The 19,109-nt window shown below is 42.1% G+C and carries 12 protein-coding genes; 3 read left to right on the top strand and 9 right to left on the bottom strand.

Annotated features, from left to right (window positions below; genetic code table 11):
* The first annotated feature begins 226 nt into the window (after positions 1-226).
* The 3 genes from IPO83_03460 to IPO83_03450 all read left to right on the top strand — a co-directional run bounded on the left by IPO83_03460 (position 227) and on the right by IPO83_03450 (position 3,156).
* The gene (locus tag IPO83_03460) at positions 227-1,951 is read left to right on the top strand and encodes a SulP family inorganic anion transporter (GenBank protein MBK9730340.1); all 1,725 of its coding nucleotides are present in this window, start codon (positions 227-229) and stop codon (positions 1,949-1,951) included.
* Positions 1,952-2,518: 567 nt separating this feature from the next.
* Complete coding sequence (locus tag IPO83_03455; GenBank protein MBK9730339.1) at positions 2,519-2,785, top strand: hypothetical protein; 267 nt, start codon at positions 2,519-2,521, stop codon at positions 2,783-2,785.
* Complete coding sequence (locus IPO83_03450; protein ID MBK9730338.1) at positions 2,782-3,156, top strand: type II toxin-antitoxin system VapC family toxin; 375 nt, start codon at positions 2,782-2,784, stop codon at positions 3,154-3,156. The genes IPO83_03455 and IPO83_03450 overlap by 4 nt, the downstream gene beginning before the upstream one ends.
* A gap of 396 nt (positions 3,157-3,552) precedes the next feature.
* Here IPO83_03450 and IPO83_03445 read toward each other — a convergent pair whose 3' ends face one another.
* From IPO83_03445 to IPO83_03405, 9 genes are all read right to left on the bottom strand, one after another.
* Positions 3,553-7,140: a hypothetical protein gene (locus tag IPO83_03445; protein ID MBK9730337.1), complete on the bottom strand. Its 3,588-nt coding sequence runs from the start codon at positions 7,138-7,140 to the stop codon at positions 3,553-3,555.
* Positions 7,049-9,220, bottom strand: a complete 2,172-nt coding sequence (locus IPO83_03440) for a hypothetical protein (protein ID MBK9730336.1) — start codon at positions 9,218-9,220, stop codon at positions 7,049-7,051. The genes IPO83_03445 and IPO83_03440 overlap by 92 nt, the downstream gene beginning before the upstream one ends.
* 207 nt (positions 9,221-9,427) lie before the next feature.
* Positions 9,428-10,699: a serine hydroxymethyltransferase gene (locus IPO83_03435; GenBank protein MBK9730335.1), complete on the bottom strand. Its 1,272-nt coding sequence runs from the start codon at positions 10,697-10,699 to the stop codon at positions 9,428-9,430.
* Between the two features lie 111 nt (positions 10,700-10,810).
* Positions 10,811-12,001 carry a hypothetical protein gene (locus IPO83_03430; protein MBK9730334.1) on the bottom strand — a complete coding sequence of 397 codons (1,191 nt, stop codon included), beginning with the start codon at positions 11,999-12,001 and terminating at the stop codon, positions 10,811-10,813.
* A 132-nt stretch (positions 12,002-12,133) separates the two neighbouring features.
* Entirely contained in the window at positions 12,134-13,012 is an 879-nt protein-coding gene (locus tag IPO83_03425; protein MBK9730333.1) for a GMP synthase, read from the bottom strand.
* Positions 13,013-13,221: 209 nt separating this feature from the next.
* Positions 13,222-15,957 (bottom strand): T9SS type A sorting domain-containing protein, encoded by a 2,736-nt coding sequence (locus IPO83_03420; GenBank protein MBK9730332.1) that lies wholly within the window; start codon positions 15,955-15,957, stop codon positions 13,222-13,224.
* Positions 15,958-16,016: 59 nt separating this feature from the next.
* Complete coding sequence (locus tag IPO83_03415) at positions 16,017-17,123, bottom strand: carboxylate-amine ligase (GenBank protein MBK9730331.1); 1,107 nt, start codon at positions 17,121-17,123, stop codon at positions 16,017-16,019.
* A gap of 124 nt (positions 17,124-17,247) precedes the next feature.
* Positions 17,248-18,210 carry a hypothetical protein gene (locus IPO83_03410; GenBank protein ID MBK9730330.1) on the bottom strand — a complete coding sequence of 321 codons (963 nt, stop codon included), beginning with the start codon at positions 18,208-18,210 and terminating at the stop codon, positions 17,248-17,250.
* A gap of 70 nt (positions 18,211-18,280) precedes the next feature.
* Complete coding sequence (locus tag IPO83_03405) at positions 18,281-18,991, bottom strand: esterase family protein (GenBank protein ID MBK9730329.1); 711 nt, start codon at positions 18,989-18,991, stop codon at positions 18,281-18,283.
* Positions 18,992-19,109 lie beyond the last annotated feature (118 nt).

Below are 19,109 nucleotides of genomic sequence, written 5' to 3'. Positions count from 1 at the left end.
AAAAGGAAGATGCCGTAATAAATTCAGCATGACGTATCAATTTTAAGATGGCTTCTAAAATTATTCATGCACGCGAGAAATGAAATGGCCAAAGAAACAAAATTCAAAATATGGAACAACGATCAACGATTTTGAATTGAGAAATAAAAAGCTCAGCGCCTCATTAAATTCGAAAATCATACATCGTTAATCGATAGCCGATATTAGTTTTTGATGCATAATTCTGATGGAAGAATCTTCGCCCACAACAACAAAACCAATCCTGCATCACCTTCGCAATTGGAGAACACTTATTCCCATCCTCCAATGGTTTCCAAAGTATGAGAAGAAATTTTTAACCTGGGACATCATTGCCGGAATCACACTGGCCTCCTTCGTTCTCCCTGAATCAATGGCGTATGCCACGCTTGCCGGACTTCCTGTGCAGGCCGGTATTTATTGCTGCCTGGCTGCAGGATTGTTCTTCGCGGTTTTCACTACTGCAAAACAAGTAGCTGTTGGTCCAACATCAGCAATTTCGCTCATGGTGGGAACCACTGTAGCTGTTCTTTCCGGCGGAGATTTACAGAGATGGATGGCCATTGCTGAACTTACTGCATTAGTGATCGCTGTCATTTGTGTACTGGCTTATATTTTCAAGCTCAGCTCTCTAGTCAGCTTCATCAGTGAAAGTATTTTACTTGGATTCAAAGCTGGCGCGGCACTTTCAATTGCAACCACCCAATTACCGAAAATATTTGGCGTAGAAGGAGGAGGATCAAATTTTTTCGAACGCATTATTACCTTGATAAAAAACCTGCCTGAAACAAACTGGATCGTATTTGCTTTTGGAATGGTTGCACTCGCGCTGTTGCTCATTGGTGATAAACTATTTCCCGGAAAACCGGTTTCGCTCGTAGTGTTGATTGCTTCCATTGTAGTGATTTCTGTCACGTCCTTAACTTCCTATGGCATTCACATTACGGGTGCTATTCCGAGTGGAATGCCATCGATCGGCAAACCCTCTCTTCGCATGAGCGATGTGGATGGCGTGCTTGCGCTTGCGTTCGCCTGTTTCCTCATGGGTTACATTGAAACGGTTTCTGCTGCCCGCACCTTCGCGTTGAAAAATAATTATGAGATCAATCCACGGCAGGAATTACTTTCCATGGGTGCCGCGAATTTTGCAGCGGCATTTTCAGGCGGTTATCCTGTTGCCGGTGGTTTATCACAATCAACTGTGAATGAAAAGTCAGGAGCAAAAACTCCGTTGTCGCTGATTATTTGTTCAGTTACACTTGCTGTGTTATTACTTTTTTTCACAGACTTGCTCAAAAATCTTCCTGAGGTTTTACTGGCAGTGATAGTAATTCATGCAGTTGCCGGTCTCATAAAAGTGAAAGAACTTAAACGCATTTATAAACTCAGTAAGCTGGAGTTCACGGTGGCCATGATTGCTGTTGCCGGTGTACTGACTTTTGGTATATTAAAAGGCGTTATGATTGCTGTTTTAATGTCTATTGCATTTCTGCTGCGTCGCACAGCTACGCCGAATGTAGCAGTGCTTGGACGGATTGGCAATACCGTTCGCTTTTCCGATATCTTGAGGCATACTGACAATACAGAGATCGATGGCGTAAAAATTTTACGTGTTGAAGCATCCATACTATATTTTAATGCTGATCATATTTTCGCTGATATTATGCGCAAAATCAGTCTCGACAAAAACAACAATAAGCTGTTGATACTTGATTTGTCGTCTTCACCATTCGTTGATGTTTCGGGATCAAAGATGTTGCTCCAGCTTAGCAATGAGCTAAAACTCAGAGGTGTCACCTTTAAAATTGTGGAAGCTCTTTCGCAAGCGCGTGACCTGTTGCGCGCCCAGGGCATGGAAGAAATAATCGGACATATCAGCAGGAAAGTTTCAGTGAATGATATCGTGTTGGAATATGCATCAACAAATAAATAACAACTATCGTCTGTTTTTTTTAACGTTAATTGGTTTGACAAATAGAGTCGGGTTGTCTTTTGAAAAAATTATCAGTTTAATTCCTAAAAAGCCTCCACTTTTCACAAGCTACCTTCACTTGATTTAACTAAAATTTCAAGGAAATTTATTGCTAACCAAAAGTCGTGACGAAAAATCTTATAACTATTGATCCGGAAATTATGAGCAGCAGTCCTGTATTGGCAGAAACCGTATGCCTGTTAAAAACCTTTAAGATTACATATAAACCGGTGAAACATTGGAATCATTACTCGATGACTTTCCACCGGTAAAAAAAAGTCAGACAGTAAAAGTGCTTGATGTAGGTTTAAGTATGATATTGACTAAAGTATTTTCAAATGAAAATCCTACTCGACGAATGCGTATCCAAAAAATTATGACTCAGCAAAAAAGCCGGTATTGCTTTTAAGACTGATGAAACTCCAGCCTTGAACAGCGCTTATCGTAAAGGGCATGAAATAAAATCACATTCTTATAAAATAGAAATGAGCAGTTGATAATATGTACAGGGGATGCAGATGAAAAACTATGAAGAATCTTTCCATGAAAATATTTACCTTTGAATTGATCATGAAAACAAAAACCAGCTACCGGGAAGTGCTCAAACTGATCACTCAGTTGCCTGAGCAGGATTTTGAAAAACTTCTCTCAGTTTTGAAGAATGCTAAGTCTGATTTTATCACTGCTAAGCAATTCGATAAAGAATTTCTACTCTCCGCTCCAGTTATGTCTTCAAGCCAATTTAAACAGTATCAGAAATTCAGAAAACAATTCAATGAATGGCGACAGAACTGATTTGCCTCGATACGTCGATACTCATTGATTTCTTCAGAAAAAAGGAAAAAAATAAAAGCAGGTTCTTTCAATTTTCATCACAGCAATACCTGTTTGCAGTTTCCACCATAACAGAGTTTGAAATTTTTGTTGGTAGTAATTCCATGCAACAAACCTATTGGGAAGAATTTTTCAACCAGCTTCTAATTTTACCTTTCACAAGTCAAGCGGCCCGAAGAGCAGCAACAATTGAAGCGGAATTGAAACGCATAGGTAAAGGATTGGAAATTCCTGATCTAATGATCGCTGCAACTGCCATTGAAAACAATCTGAAGTTAGCAACATTAAATATTTCTCACTTTCAAAGAATAACCAACTTAAGGTTGATGTAGAATTATTCCATTAATAGGAACAAATGCATCACACCTTTGTCGCTGAATTAAAAATTTCCCAGTTAAAACAACTTTTCTTTCATTAAAATTTAAAGTGTATAAATACAAACCATCAGCGCCAAGTTGTGAGACCGGAATGATGAGTGGACTGGTTCCCATTTTTTCTTATGAGCTAACTCACACGAACTACTTGCTTTCATTTGCAAAATCAACTTCTTTCCTTATTCGATCACTTATAACACGCCTTTCTATAAATCATGAGGTCACAGAAAGTTTACTTCGCTGACATTTTATTGTAAGTATTATACACACTTCAAGTTACATTTTTTCAACTCTCGATGAAAAAAAACGCAACACATACATTGTATGTGCTGCCTGAAAAATTCCGAACAATGATTATTTCCCGCTCACCACAAATGGTGCACGATACATCATATCACCCACATGTATCACTACGAAATACATTCCGGCGGGAATGCCGGCGTCAAGGTATAAATCAGTTTCAATGGAGTGATCCATAAATGTTGATTTATTAAACCAGATGGTAGTACCCATCAGGTTTTTTATTTCTGTGAGGCAGTCTCCGCTTTCTACTTCACCTGTGCTCATCCGGATGTGCAATTCATGGTTCGTTGGATTTGGATAAATCAACCAGGAAACATGATCACCTTCCATACCATTTTGCGCATCACCTTTGCAATTGATGACGATCGTTATGGTGTTGGAAGTAACAGCACATCCCGATGAATTCGTCACAACACAAGTATAGTTACCTGCAAGTGAAGCTATATAGGTAGAAGCTGTAGCGCCGGCAATCACATTACCCTCTCTTTTCCAGAGATAAGTAAGACCTGAACCTGTGTTGGCTGTAATGGTCTTTGTTTGTCCTGCACAAATGCTGTTGCTGCCACTGATGCTGATGGTGGAAGCCGGCAGCGGATTTACAGTAACCTTAAGACCGCTGCTCGTTTTGTTGCAGCCATTAACATCTGTCACTTTCACTTTATAGGTGCCGGAGGAAACAGGGGCAAATGTTTGATTGGTGGCGCCGATCACATTGGTTGTGCCTTTAAGCCATTGGTAGTTATACGGTCCGCTGAGTGTAGTAAGATAAGTACCTGAATTCAAGCAGTAGGTGATCGGCCCCACTGCAGTTACACTCACCGAAGGTATAATCCAGGCCGTTACATTCATCGCTGCAGAAGTTCCTGTACAACCACCTGCATTGGTGACAGTGACAACATAGCTTCCGGAAGCACTCACGACATTGGTTTGTGTGGTCTTGCTATTTGACCAGTTGTAGCTGCTGTAACCACTGCCTGCGTCAAGCGTTACACTGCCACCATCACAAAATTCTATTGGTCCGGAAGTAGTGATAATGGGCACAGGTAATTGACTTAACGCTACCGTCTTTTGAGGGGAAATGCCTGAACACCCATTTAAGTCAGTAACTGTTACATTAAAGGAACCCGCAGCATTCACGTTTATAGTGGAAGCATTGGAACCTGTGGACCATACATAAGAAGTGAAGCTGCCACAACTTAAAGCAATTGATGACCCAACACAAACCGTTGCCGGACCGGAAATTACAGGTGCCGGACTTGTGTTGATGATGACTGATAAAGCCGAAGAAGTTTTTGAACAGCCATGATTATCCGTAATAATTACTTTATAGTTTGCTCCCACTGTGGGTGAATAATTTTGATTGGTAGCTCCAGAAATATTAGTTCCTGTCTTTTGCCATTGATAACTATAACCGCCTATTGTGGTAAGATAAACGCCACTGCCGGAACAAAAAGTTGTGGTCCCTGAACTGGTGGTAACTACAGGCGTTGGAGGAATCCATTCATCTACTATAGCTGCCGCAGAAGTTCCCGAACAACCACTTGCATTGGTGACGGTCACTACAAAACTTCCCGAAGCCGTGATTGCATTGGTCTGCGTGGTTTTACCATTTGACCAGAGGTAGCTGGAATAGCCGCTTCCGGCATCCAATGTTACAGACCCGCCATCACAGAATTGGGTGGGACCTTGTGCCGTAATAACCGGAACAAGTGCCAGGCCAGAAGTAACAGTTTTTTGAGGTGAAGTGCCTGAACAACCATTAGCATCAGTAACAGTAACTGCAAATGTGCCGGCAGTGTTTACGTTGATGGAAGCAGTAATAGCACCTGTTGACCATGTATAAGATGTGAAGGTGCCGCAACTTAAAACAATGGACGAGCCCTGGCAAACCGTAGCAGCACCTGAAATTACCGGTGCCGGAAGAGCATTTACTGTGATTGAAAAAGAGCCGGATGTTTTCGAGCAGCCATGATTGTCATAAATGATTACTTTATAACTACCACCGGAAGCGGGAAAATAATTCTGTTGTGTTGCACCGACAATGTTACTCCCGGATTTTTGCCATTGATAAGCGTATCCCGGCAGTGTTGTGAGATATACGCCAGCGTTAGCACAGAAAGTGGCAGATCCTGTACTGCTTGAAATAACCGGATTTGGCGGAATCCAGACAGTCACTGCAACAGGAAGCGAGGTCGCAGCGCATCCATTGGTACCTGTTACCGTAACGGCATAATTTCCTGAACCCGTGATGTTGACTGTTTGTGTTGATTTTCCATTCGACCAGTTATAAGCGCTATAGCCACTTCCGGCATCAAGTGTTACGCTTCCCCCATCGCAGAAAGAAGTAGCTCCTGTAGCTGTGATGACCGGTTGTGGCAACGGATTCACTATAATGGTTTTGGGGGTGGAAATTGCCGTGCATCCGTTGACATCTGTCGTAGTTACAAAGTAATTACCTGCTGCAGAAACAGAAATGGAAGCAGTGGTTTGTCCTGTCGGCCACAGGTAGGAACTATAGCCTGCTGTTGCTGCAATGTTGGTACTCTGTCCCTGGCAAATGGTTGTTCCTCCCGTTACTGTTAATGACGCCGGCGTACCTGTATTTACATTCACTGCAAAGGTGCCTGAAGTTCTGGCGCAGCCGTGCAAGTCAGAAATTGTTACTTTATAATTCGCATTGGTGACAGTTGGCTGATAGTTTTGATTCGTGGCGTTTGTAAGTAACGTGGTTCCCTTCTTCCACTGGTAATTGTATCCTGAAATGGTGGTAAGTGTGGATGGATTTTCTATGCAATAAGTGGTGGGTCCGTTACAGCTTACGGTCGGAACAGGAATATCCCATACAGTAATATTAACTGCGGACGAAGTGCCATAACAGTTATTTACGTCCTTTACTGTAACTGTGATGGGTCCGTTGGTTTCGGCCGAAATACTCTGGCCGGTCTTTCCATTCGACCAGGTATAATTAATATAACCCGGTTGCGCCGAAAGTGAAACGCTTTGATCATAACAAAATGAGGTAGGACCAGCCGCACTTATCACGGGTTGTGGCAAGGGATTCACGGTAATTATTTTTACAGGACTGGTCGAAACACAACTATTAAGGTCGCTGATGGTACAGGAATAACCACCGGAACTGCCAACGGTAATCTCATTTCCAGTAGTGCCGGTTGACCATAAATAACTGCTATAACCGGCAGGCATACTTAGTTGGGTAGTTTCATTCTGACAGAGCACGTTGCCATTGGAAACAGTAACCGCCGGAGCGGAAAGTGAATTGACTGTGATATCAACTCCCGTAAAGTTTTTCTTGAAACAGCCATGCGCATCAGTGACGGTTACTTTGTAGAGTGCACTCGATGTTGGAATATAGGTCTGTGATGTAGCACCTGTTACCGCCGTATTTCCCTTCCACCATTGATAGGAATAACCAGGAATAGTTGATAATGTACTTGGCGATTCAAGGCAATAAATGGCGGGACCTGTGAGGACAATGTTCGGATAATCGGGCTCCCATACTGTTACACTAATAGCATTTGAATTGGCATTACAACCGTTCGCATCTTTCACATTCACCCAATACGTACCTGAGGCAGTATATTTTTTTTGTTTGCAGTGTTCCTCCTCCAGACCAGTCATAACTATTGTAAGTCTGATTGACCTGCAATGTAACTCCTGCATCAAAACAGGCTTGCTGTGGTCCAACGGTACTGATCACCGGCTGTGGCAATGGATTGACGGTTATGGTTTCTGTATCCGACACAGCATAACAGCCTGTTTCAATACTGGTGATTTTCAGATAATGATTGCCACTGGTTGTGATGGAAGCTGAAGGAGTAGTATGTCCGGTAAGCGGCCATAGGTAGGAAACATTTGTGTAAGTAAAATTAGGTCCCAGGTAAAGCAATGCACTGCCTCCATCGCAAAATATTTTATTGTCGGTAACCTTAATATTGGGTTTGGTTGGATTGGGGTTCACTGTTATGTATATGGCAGCTTCGCCATAATATCCAGCCGGATGATCGTACGCTTTTACAGAATAATCACCTGTAGCTGTTACCCAGATTTTTCTGGTTGTTTTTCCATTAGACCATACATAGGAAATATGTCCCGCACCGGCATCCAGTTGCACGCTGTCCCCGGCACAAAATGTGGTGGGCCCGTTCACAGTAATTGAAACAGTAGGTGGAGCATCAGGAATGGTACTGGCACTGATGCGCGTAATAGAATAAGGTGCTATTGTAAATGAAGAAGGTAATGTTGCATTTACGACGGTAACATCTTCGGCAGTTGCAATAAGTCGTAACGCGGGAGCGTACCGCATCTCATAAGTGCCTCCGGAAGGAAACATGATATTGGTGGTCAGCACTTGCGAATTACCGGTAAGATTAATGATCAATGCGTCTGAGCCGGTGTCATTGTTAAAAAGATAACCGAATAGTCCGTTATAATAAATTGAATCATCTTTTTCAATAGCAAGCACCTGAGGGTTAGGCGAAAACTGGATAGGTGAAGCGGTGGATTTATTATACATGGCATTTCCTACCATAATCGTATTGTTGCCGGTAGCAGTTAAACCCCAAAAGGTAGTGGTCGGTTTCTCTATCGTAGCCACGAAATTGGAATCTATGCCATTCCCGAATTCGAATCCTTCCGTATCAAAAAAATAACTGCCATATACTGCAGTACCACACATGTCATGTGGAGTTATCTTGGTAATGCGGTCGTCCTGAAGCAAAAGTAAATTCTGTAAGGCAAGAAAAAGTCCGTGCGTCCAGTAACCGTGTGTAGGCCGCTCATGATCTGACAGGTTGAATTCTGTGATCCAGATTTCTTTTCCCGGCCGCACTTTCACGATAGATTTATCTCTTAAAATTTCCCAGGCCCTGTAAGGTTGGTACAGCCAGTCGGGAACATCCTGCATATTGACATCTAACTTTTCTGCAGTTGTTTCCAGTGAATCGGCATCGGCTGAACCATAATAAAAGTGAAAAGTCATTGCATCTTCTCCATGAAGATGAGCCAGTACACTATCGTTCCATATCTTTCTTCGCGGCTTGGAATTTTTATCAAACACGCCCTGTGCAGCGATCTTGGCATCGGGGAAATATTTATGAATACTATCTGCCCAAATGCTGGCGGCTATTCCGTAATCTGAAGGTGTTGGATATTTTTCCAGGATGTAAGTGGAGTCTTCATCCCCTTCCAGGTAAAATTCATTTCCCAACTCAACATACTTAACAGGAATGCCGATGGAGTCTGCATGTTTCAGCATTGCTATCTGGTCAGTAATAGTAGAAGTAAGCATGTTAACATCAAGAATGGTTGATTGCACTCCTGACGCATCGCGCAATATTTTATAATCCTCTAAGCTGTTGGGTACCTTCGTGAGATTAGCGTATTTCTCCGGCACGTTGACATCGTCATAAACCCAGCCTACTCTCCAATTGTACCAGTTTGCAAAAGCACCATCCGGAAAGCGGTACACCTTTGGTTTAAGGGCAGGCATTTTGGCCAGCAGGTATGGGTTAACACAGGAAGATCCACCACGGATAGTGGTGCCGGCATCAAATCCAAATATATCCGGCCCAATGGATCTCCTGGTTGATAAACCAAGTGAAATATTTTGCGCTGTAATAGAATAGGATACGGCAAGTAAGTTCACGAAAACAAAAAGGAAGTACCATTTACAACCGGCAGGGTGTAGATTTTTTGTCATAAAAATCTAAGTCTTTAAAGAGTTACCTAAAAATAGTTAGTCTGGGATAATTGCACTTACGGCAGCATTCCGGAAAATGTTACCTATTCAATAGAATATTTGCAAGTAAAAGAGGAGATAATTACATAGCAAGTTCTTCTGAAAGCGCTTTCTGTAAAGTGTTTCAGGTGGTTTTTATAAAACCGGTCGGGTAAGAATCTGCGTTATTCAGGCATAAAGCGGAAACTGCTGCATGAAATCATGCACGTCTTGCCGGGTTTTGCTGATCAGACTTTCATTATCCGGATCGGACAATATATTATCAATCCAATCCACAATCTGAAGCATATGATCCTCCTTCATGCCGCGTGAGGTTATAGCTGCCGTGCCAACACGAATGCCGGATGTAACAAAGGCCGATTTATCATCGAAGGGTACCATGTTTTTGTTAAGCGTAATCTCCGCGCGTACCAAAGTGTTTTCAGCTTTCTTTCCTGATATATTCTTATTGCGAAGATCAATCAGCATCAGGTGATTGTCTGTTCCTCCGGAAACCAATTGATAGCCGCGATCTGTAAATGCCTGGGCAATACGCTGCGCATTTTTTTGAACCTGGCTGATATAGGTTCTGAAAGATTCGGAAAGCGCTTCGCCAAAGGCAACCGCTTTAGAGGCGATCACATGTTCGAGCGGACCTCCTTGCGTACCCGGAAAAACAGCACTGTCAATTAGTGACGACATCATCCTGGTTTCGCCCTTCGGTGTTTTTATTCCGAATGGATTTTCAAAATCCTTACCCATCAGAATAATTCCGCCGCGCGGGCCACGCAACGTTTTATGCGTAGTAGAAGTAACAAAGTGACAATATGGAATCGGATCGTTGAGCAAATCAGCAGCAATTAAACCGGCAGGATGCGCCATATCGCAAAGCAGGAAAGCTCCCACGTTATCTGCAATTTCCCGGAAGCGCTTGTAATCATAATCTCTCGAATAAGCTGATGCGCCGCAGATAATCAACTTAGGTTGTTCCTTAGTTGCTACCCGTTCCACTTCATCCATGTTAATACGGCCTGTTTCCTTTTCTACACCATAAAAAGTAGCACGGAAATATTTGCCGGAGAAGTTCACAGGCGATCCATGTGTGAGATGACCACCATGAGAAAGATCCAGTCCGAGTATCGTATCTCCCGGCTGTAACAGTGCAAGAAAAACTGCAGTATTCGCCTGTGCGCCGGAATGTGGTTGCACATTGGCATAACCTGCTCCAAACAATTCTTTGATACGATCGATGGCTAATTGCTCCACTTCATCCACCACTTCACAACCTCCGTAATATCTGCGGCCCGGATATCCTTCAGCATATTTATTGGTCAGGCAACTGCCCATTGCTTCCAGCACCTGCGCGCTCACGAAATTTTCTGAAGCAATCAGTTCAATGCCGTTGCGCTGGCGTTCAAGTTCTTTGTTGATAAGAGAGAAAAGGAGATCGTCACGTTTCATGCAGACTGGTAGTTAAGGGTGCTAAAAATAATATGAATTATAAAATTAAGGAGGAAAGAAGTTTCGGGTACTTAGAATTCTCTTGTTGCCGGATGATGGTTTATTTCCAATTTACTGCTCATAAAACCCCACACTTCCACCCACCCAATCCAGATCTTTATTGTAATCCACTCCAATCATTTTTCCTTTACTCAACCGCACAAGATTGATAGTTAATTTTGGCGCAGTTTCTTCGGGCAGCCAGACGTATAACAAACGGATTTCTGCTTTTACAGGTCCTGTGGGCGATTGAATGATGGGTGCATATTGCACTTTTCTTTGAAGAATATAGTTGTGTGGATCTTTTACCGCATCAATATCTTCCTTCTTCACATCAAACATTACACCATGCCCGGAGAAAGAAAAAAGTGGTTTCAGCACATAGTTTTCCAGATCGGTGGGAATAGTTTTTACCTCGTGCAGAAACTGTGTTTCAGGAACATAAGGACTATCAATAAATGGCATTGAAAATTTGCTGATTCTGAAAAACCAGTTGGGATGAACAGTCCAGGTGACATCAACATCTTCCGTTAAATTAAACTGGCATTGAAGATCGGTTCGTTTCACAAACTCATCGAATATTACACGATTGTAAATACGCTTCACAGGTATTTTACGGCCCTCCTTTTCATAAAACAAATTTCTTCCTTCCCGGATTACTTTACTGATGCATACGTATTGAATGCCCAACATTTGTTTGGTCAGTTCAAAATCAACGCGTGTTTTTTGTTTCTCTGGTTCAATTTCCAGCAGTATTACATTTTCCGGATTTTCATCCGCTACAATCCACTTTCTGATTCTGTCTACGTAGGATTCATTGGTAAGACCATTGAACAGGTGACTCATGTTTTCAGGCACCCAAAAATGCTCACGAAATTTTCCTGCCAGCCAATGCTGATAAGCAAACAGCGATGGAAAGGCCTGCATCTCAATCAACTGAGGCAACAATTCACCTGCTTCATTTTTACAGACGGCAAAATCTATTGCAATGGTACCAGGCTTTTGATCTTCGTTCGGTACTCTTAAATGCGGCGGAATGGCACGATCTGAAGTATGATAGTATTCAGGCGAAGTAACAGTGCGCAGAATTTCATTGCCACCGGCTATCAGTTGATCTTCGAAATCACGGGGAACAAAAATCGGCGTTTCCGCTATCCTGAATTCAATGTGATAGCCGGCTTCCTGGTTAAGATTAGCGAGGAATTGACTGTATTTTTCAGCAGTAAATTGAGCATTGTATTTTTCACGATAGTAGGGAACCATTGCTATTGAATTTGAACAGCCTCAAAAATAGATAAATACTGCAGAGCGCAGCACTGTGATAAATAGCAGGGAAGCGCATTTCATTAATAGGAAGAGAAAGCTGCTGATACAGCTCCTTTATATTTTTGCAAATCAGCCGGAAAATTTTTCAAAGGCGTGATTCATCCTTGTCTCGGGGACAAGGTCAGCAGTTTCAAGTACCTTTTTAAAGGCGTTGGTTAAAAAGGAAGGAAGTATAATTTGTTGGGTCAATATAATTTTATTCGGATCGTCAAGATAATCTACCATCTGGTAATATTTTTCAGCACCATGATGTTTGATTACGTGTTCTTTCTTATCAGGACGTGCAAGGTAACGCAACATACCTTGCGGATCGGCTTCAGGATGAAATTGGGTGCCGAAGAATTCATCGGAAAACCTGACAGCCATCATCGCACGTTCGAGATCTACATGTGGCCTTGGTTTTTCAAGTGCGAGCAATTGATAACCCTCGCGATCCATAAGGGTTTGGTTGGGCTGAATTACCTGGTAATCGCGAGAATCAACAGCGTAAAAAGGTTCAGGTAATTTTTCAAAAAGTGGTTCATTAACCGCTTCATTAGTTGCATACATAGGAAAAACACCAAAGGAAGTGGATCTTCGCCTGGTAACTTCTCCCACTTTCCAGTGCCGGCAAATCAACTGAAAGGAGTGACAGATGAAAAAAACATGTTTTTTCTGGTCTGTATTTTTCAAATTGTGTTCCCACAAATTGTCTATCAGCCTGAAGTAATTTTTCTCCCAGTGTTCACCACTTGCAAGCGGGCTTCCCGGACCGCCGGATGAAATATATACATCATAACTATCATCAGGCACTTCCGCCGCATCCCGAACGTCGTAAACATCCCAGCGAACCCTTGCATCCGTTTTTTGCCGTTCAAGGTAAAGGAGGGAACGGATACCGCGCATGCCTTCATTCTTCTCGCGGTTGTAAAGGTCGAGAATGGCTACTTTGATTGTCGGCTTCTCCATGATAGTGGCTAAACTACTTTCTGGTGGTGTTTTGATCGGTCAATTTAACAGACCATTAATCAAATTTCTGTTAATAAGGTTCAAATATAGAATTAACACAGAATTAATTTTCCACAGGCGGAAAATTAAATGCATCAATACATCTGCAAGTGTATAGAAATTGATACAACAATTAGTTGAAAATGGCCTTTGTAGAACGGCGCTTCTAATTATTTTATCACCTGAATTTTTTGCCTGAAGATCGCATCTTGAGTAGAACATGTTATGAAATACATTCCCGAATAGAATCCGGATAAATCTATTTGTTCAGGCTGGTTACCAATTGCACCAAATTTCTGTTGAAGCAATTTTTCACCAGTCATTGAATACACATTTATAGTTGTCTCAGCCAGGGATATTTCGTTTGATTGAATATGCACGATGCCATCTGTAGGGTTAGGGAATATGGATATAGAAAGGTTGTTGGGAGTAATATCATCTGTATTTACTTCAATGTCATTAAGATACCTTGCTAACCCAAAATCACCATTTGTCCCATAAACATATCCACCGGCTACAATTTTTCCATCAGACTGAAGGCCTAATGAATAAGCTATATCATTCTCCCCATTAAAATCGGTTATTGCAATGCCTTGTGATCCGAACGATTGATCAATTCCTCCATTGTTATGGTATTTTACCAAAACAAAATCACTTTCTACCGATCCTGCAACTACGATCTTATGGTCAGGAAGCAAAAGAGCAGCAAATCCTTCAAGATCGGTGTCGGGGTTACTTGTTGTAACTTTCCCTTCAACACCAAAATCCGGGTCTATTTCACCATTTGTTTTATAGCGGACTAAACCTATCATGCTATAAGAAGCAATTGGGTCTACTGTACCTGCGCAGACAATTTTCCCATCTGACTGAAGCATCACAGCATGAACACAATCCACAATGAAATTTCCAAAATCAGTTGACACCTTCCCAGATGAGCCAAAAGTATTATCTAATGTTCCGTTGAGAAGAAACCTGTATAAGACGAAGTCCGGGCCATACGTACCCCAAACGGTTTTACCGGCGAGCAGAATTTTTCCATCTGGTTGAATTGCTACAGCATATATCTGACTTTCCAAAAGGATCTCTCCATAGTTTCCAAAACTGCTATCAACTGATCCATCGGAATTAAATCTAATCAATGTGTTCGTTCCGAATTCTTCATAGGCAGCGGCTGCCAGAATTTTTCCATCTGGTTGAAGTGCAATGTCTCTTGCTTCTACTTCTTCATCCCCCAATACATATTTCACCACTCCATCATTTCCAAATGTGCTATCAAGAGAACCATCAGTATTTAACCTGGCAACAACTATAGAATGCTCCCAATAAGATGCGGTTCCATATACAATGATCTTACCGTCAGGTTGAAGTGCTCCGCTGTAAGCCTCATTGCCGGTGCTTGAAAAGGCATGAGTTATTCTTCCACCAATACCAAATGAAGTATCCCGTAAACCATCAGGTAAAAACCTGGAGATCGCAAAATAGTCTTTGTTAAAAATGTAGGTGTGACCAATCTCTAATATTTTATCATCGGGTTGAATAAGTATTTTATGGCCAAAATCATAAACATCCTCTGCAAAGCTGAGTGTTACCTTCCCATCCGGAGGAAAGTTATTTATTGAACCATCCGCATTCAACCTGATCCATGCAAAATCATAATCCGAGCCCACACTGGCTGAACCCGCCACAATAATTTTATCATCCGGTTCTAAAACGATAGAAGATGCACGATCATAAAATCCTGCAAAATCATAAACGACAACCCCATCTTCACCGAATGTATTGTCAAGTGCTCCACTGGTCTTTATTCTCGCAACGGCAAAGTTTCTGTGAGGATTTGTTCCGTAATTATTCCAATATCCCCCCACAACTAATCTTCCATCGGGTTGAATTTGTAAAGAACTAATTGCTTCACCGTCATTCGGAATATCAAGGATAAAAAAACCATTTTCTGCAAAAGAACTGTCTACCACTCCCTCGCCGGAATACCTAACCACAAGAAATTTTGATTGACTGTAATCATCATAATTTCCTGCAACCACTATTTTTCCATTTGACTGAATGGCTGCGCAGGAAATAAAACCAGTCGTGGAGGGAACATCCGTAATGACCTTTCCATTTATGCCAAAAGTAGCATCCGGCAAACCATCGGGTAGTAATCTTATCAGGGCAATGTCGTCTTCTGCATATCCGGCTACCACTATTTTTCCATCACTCTGAATAACAACAGCATTTGCAGCCGAATATTCGCCGTTAAAATCAACAAGAACGATACCTCCAATGCCAAAGGTGACATCAAGTGAACCATCCGGATTGTAGCGTGCAATCGAAAAGTCACTATCATCCAGACCTGAATAACCTACTGCTACAATTTTATTATCACTCTGAAGAGCTATAGAACTTATTCCATCACTTTCATCCGGATCAAGATCGGTAGTGACGTTTCCTGAAGAACCAAATGAGTTGTCATTACTTCCGTCTGCATTAAATCTTGCAAGCATAAAATCGCTGTTTTCACAGTTTACTATTCCGCTTCCTCCGGCAACAATTTTACCATCGGGTTGAACTAATACTGAATTTGCTTCCGCCTCATAGCAAACTGCCGATAGGGTAATTTTTCCATCTCCACCAAAAGTGCTGTCCGGTTCTCCATTTGAAAGATACCTCACTAAAGCAAAATAACTGAACTGTTCTCCCCAATAGGAATCGTAAAAAGAGTATGCTCCGACCAGTACAATTTTACCATCAGGCTGCCTCACAGCTGCATTAGCAAAATCTCTGTAATTATATGAAATATCAGTAGTAATGTGAGTGTTTATACCGAATGTCAAATCCAAAGTTCCGGGTTGTGCAAAAAGAGCCAATCTTGATGCTACAATACAGATTGTTAGGAGGAATATAAATTTCATAGATGCGAAATATTTGCATCCGAAGTTAATAAAATTTTATATTGATAGAAATCCGGTAATCAATCTAACCCCACGTTCGTCTCCTCCACAATATAATCAACCACTTTCTTCAGGTCGTTGGTTTCATTGAACACTTTTAACTGACGGTCAGCGCCGCTGCCCATTTTCACTATTTCCTGCAGGTAATTCACTTCTTCCCGGCAGTTAAGTTCATCTACTACATCGTCTACAAAGGAGATCAGTTCATCCAGCAAACTTTGAAAAGGAACTTCCGCCTCTTTTCCGAAATCAATCAGCTTGCCTTCAATACCATATCGTGCGGCGCGCCATTTATTTTCGTTGATGAGTGCTCTTTTATAGGTACGGAAGGTTAGGTTTTGTTGCATCAACTTGTGCTGCTTCGCGACAACGGCCTGCATAATCGCGGCGAGCGCAATCGTTTCATCCACGCGCATCGGTACATCGCAAATCCGGAATTCAAGCGTGCTGAAAACAGGATGCAACCGCAGGTCCCACCAGATTTTTTTTCCATTGTCAATGCAATTGGTTTTCACCAGCAGCGCAATGTATTCATCAAACTCAGAGGCAGTCGTAAAATTTTCAGGGATACCGGTGCGTGGAAATTTATCAAACACTTTCGTGCGGTACGATTTATAACCTGTATTTCTTCCCAGCCAAAAGGGTGAATTGGTTGACAAAGCAAAGATGTGCGGAAGAAAATACCGCACTGCATTCATGATCTGCACGCCTGTCTGCCGGTTATCAATTCCCACATGCACATGTAAGCCAAATATCAGGTTAGAACGTGCAGCATCCTGCATTTCATTTACAATCTCCTGGTATCGGGGATGATCAGTAATAATCGCATCCTGCCAGCGCGAAAACGGATGCGCTCCTGCTGCACCAATCAGGCAATCTTGCTTTTTGGCAATATTAGAAATGATGCTGCGAAGGTGCTTGACTTCCTTACGCGCTTCTTTTACATCATGACAAATATTAGTGCCAACTTCAACTACTGCCTTGTGCATTTCTGCTTTCACCTGTTCATTCAAAACGGTCATTCCGCCTTCTACTACCTGGTGCAGGTGCGATACCAGCTCACGGCTTTCAGGATCAATGATCATGAATTCCTCTTCTATTCCTATCGTGAAAAGTTTATTCACCATGGTTTTGTTTGTAGGTTAGGCTAATGGCAGCAAATTAAGTAACAAAACACGAATCAGTTAGCCGGTTCACAAATTTTGTCTTGTGATTCCTTTACAACATCATTCGTGTTTCGCAATTATGATATCAACCTTCTTTTGAAATGCCCAATCCCCGCGCTGCATTTTTGATGTAAGTGCCCCATGTGAGGTTGTCAGCGCCATCTTTGTGAGCGAGTGCTTTTTCAATGGCCATATTCGCTGCGTTTTCCACCACCCATTCAAAATTTTCTTCGCCAACGGAATGCTTGTCGGCATCAGGTGAAGGATTACAAAAGTCAATCGCATAAGGTACACCATCACGAACAGCAAATTCAACTGTATTGAAATCGTATCCTAAAGCGTGGTTCAATTTCAATGTATAGTCATGAACGGTTTGCATCAGTTCATCAGAAACATTGTGATTAGCAACATACCTTAAATGATGCGGATTGCGTGGCTCATAATGCATGATTTTGACGTACTTTCCACCAAGGCAATAGCAGCGGAAATACGCATCAAATTGAATTTCTTCCTGCAACAGCATCACCAACTGACCGGTTTCCGCATGTTTGGCAAACAGATCATCTGCATCGCTGATCTTATAAACGCTTTTCCATCCGCCACCGGCGTATGGTTTCATGTAAGCGGGAAAACCAATGTATCCGAACATGGCTTCCCAATCGAGCGGTGTTACCAGGTTGGAAAAAGAATCAGAGGTTGTGTCTGTCGGATGTTCGTTAGAAGGGAGGATGACCGTTTTAGGAACCGGTACACCTATTTTTATAGCCAGGCAGTTATTGAAGAATTTATCATCTGCGCTCCACCAGAATGGGTTGTTAAGAACCGCTGTTCCACACAATGCCGCATTCTTAAGATAGGTACGATAAAAAGGAACATCCTGGGAAATGCGATCAATGATCACGTCGTATCCGGATGAATAAGCCTGAGCTACCTTGTCGATGCTAACAGCTTCTGCCGTTATACCTTCAATGTTCTTTGAGTTCACCCTGTCGATAAAGGCCTGGGGAAACGTGCGTTCCATGCCGAAGAGAATTCCGATTTTTTTCATGAGAAGTTTTAAGTTATTTAAATGGAAAGTAATACTGAACGATTGCTGCAGGTGATTTGGAAATCTGCAATTAGAATTTCATTTGAGAGAGATAATGGGGAAACATCTCACGCCAGATTGGCCAGTCATGCACAGCGCCCATCCTGATATCCAACCAATGTTTTATCCCTTTTTTATTCAGGATTTCAGAAAGTTCTTTATTTGCTTCGAGACAAATATCATGTTCGCCTGCACCTAACACAATACCCATTTCGTAAAGTGCAGGGTTTTCAAGTCCGGGAAGGTAATCCGTTGGATTATTGTAATAGACATCATCATCGTAATGACCGTCCAACTGTGGCTTGATATCATAGGCCGCACTCATGCTGAAGAGGTAACCCACTTTTTCAGGATAACGGAAGGCAAAATTCGTGGCATGATAACCGCCAAAACTACAGCCGGCCACAGCCACCTTTGACTTGCCTGTTTCTCTCAGAGCGCGTGTGAATATTTCATCATGAATGAAACGGTCATATACCAAATGGTTCTGCACTCTGATTGCAGGACTTACACTCTTATTATACCAGCTTTCTTCGTCAATACCGTCAACACAATAGATTTTAACATATCCATTATTAACATACCATTCCACGCTCTCAATAAGTTTGAAATCGCGGTTCTGATAATACCGGCCCATAGAGGTAGGAAAGGCAATAATCGGGTAACCGCCTTCGCCAAATACCAGCATTTCTGTTTCGCGGTTCAAAACGGGGGAATGCCACTTAAAATATTGTTCGTTCACAGTTGTTGGGTTTGATGCTTTATTAAATAGTAATCAGAGGAAATTTAAACGAGGCGCAAAGGTAGAAAATGATTGTGGAAGAAGGAAGGGGCAGCAACCTGAAATTACACGCAATACA

Source organism: Chitinophagaceae bacterium (assembly GCA_016717285.1).
GTDB lineage: Bacteria > Bacteroidota > Bacteroidia > Chitinophagales > UBA10324 > JACCZZ01.
Note: the sequence above shows the minus strand (reverse complement) of the source record. Positions and strands in the feature narration are given on the sequence as shown.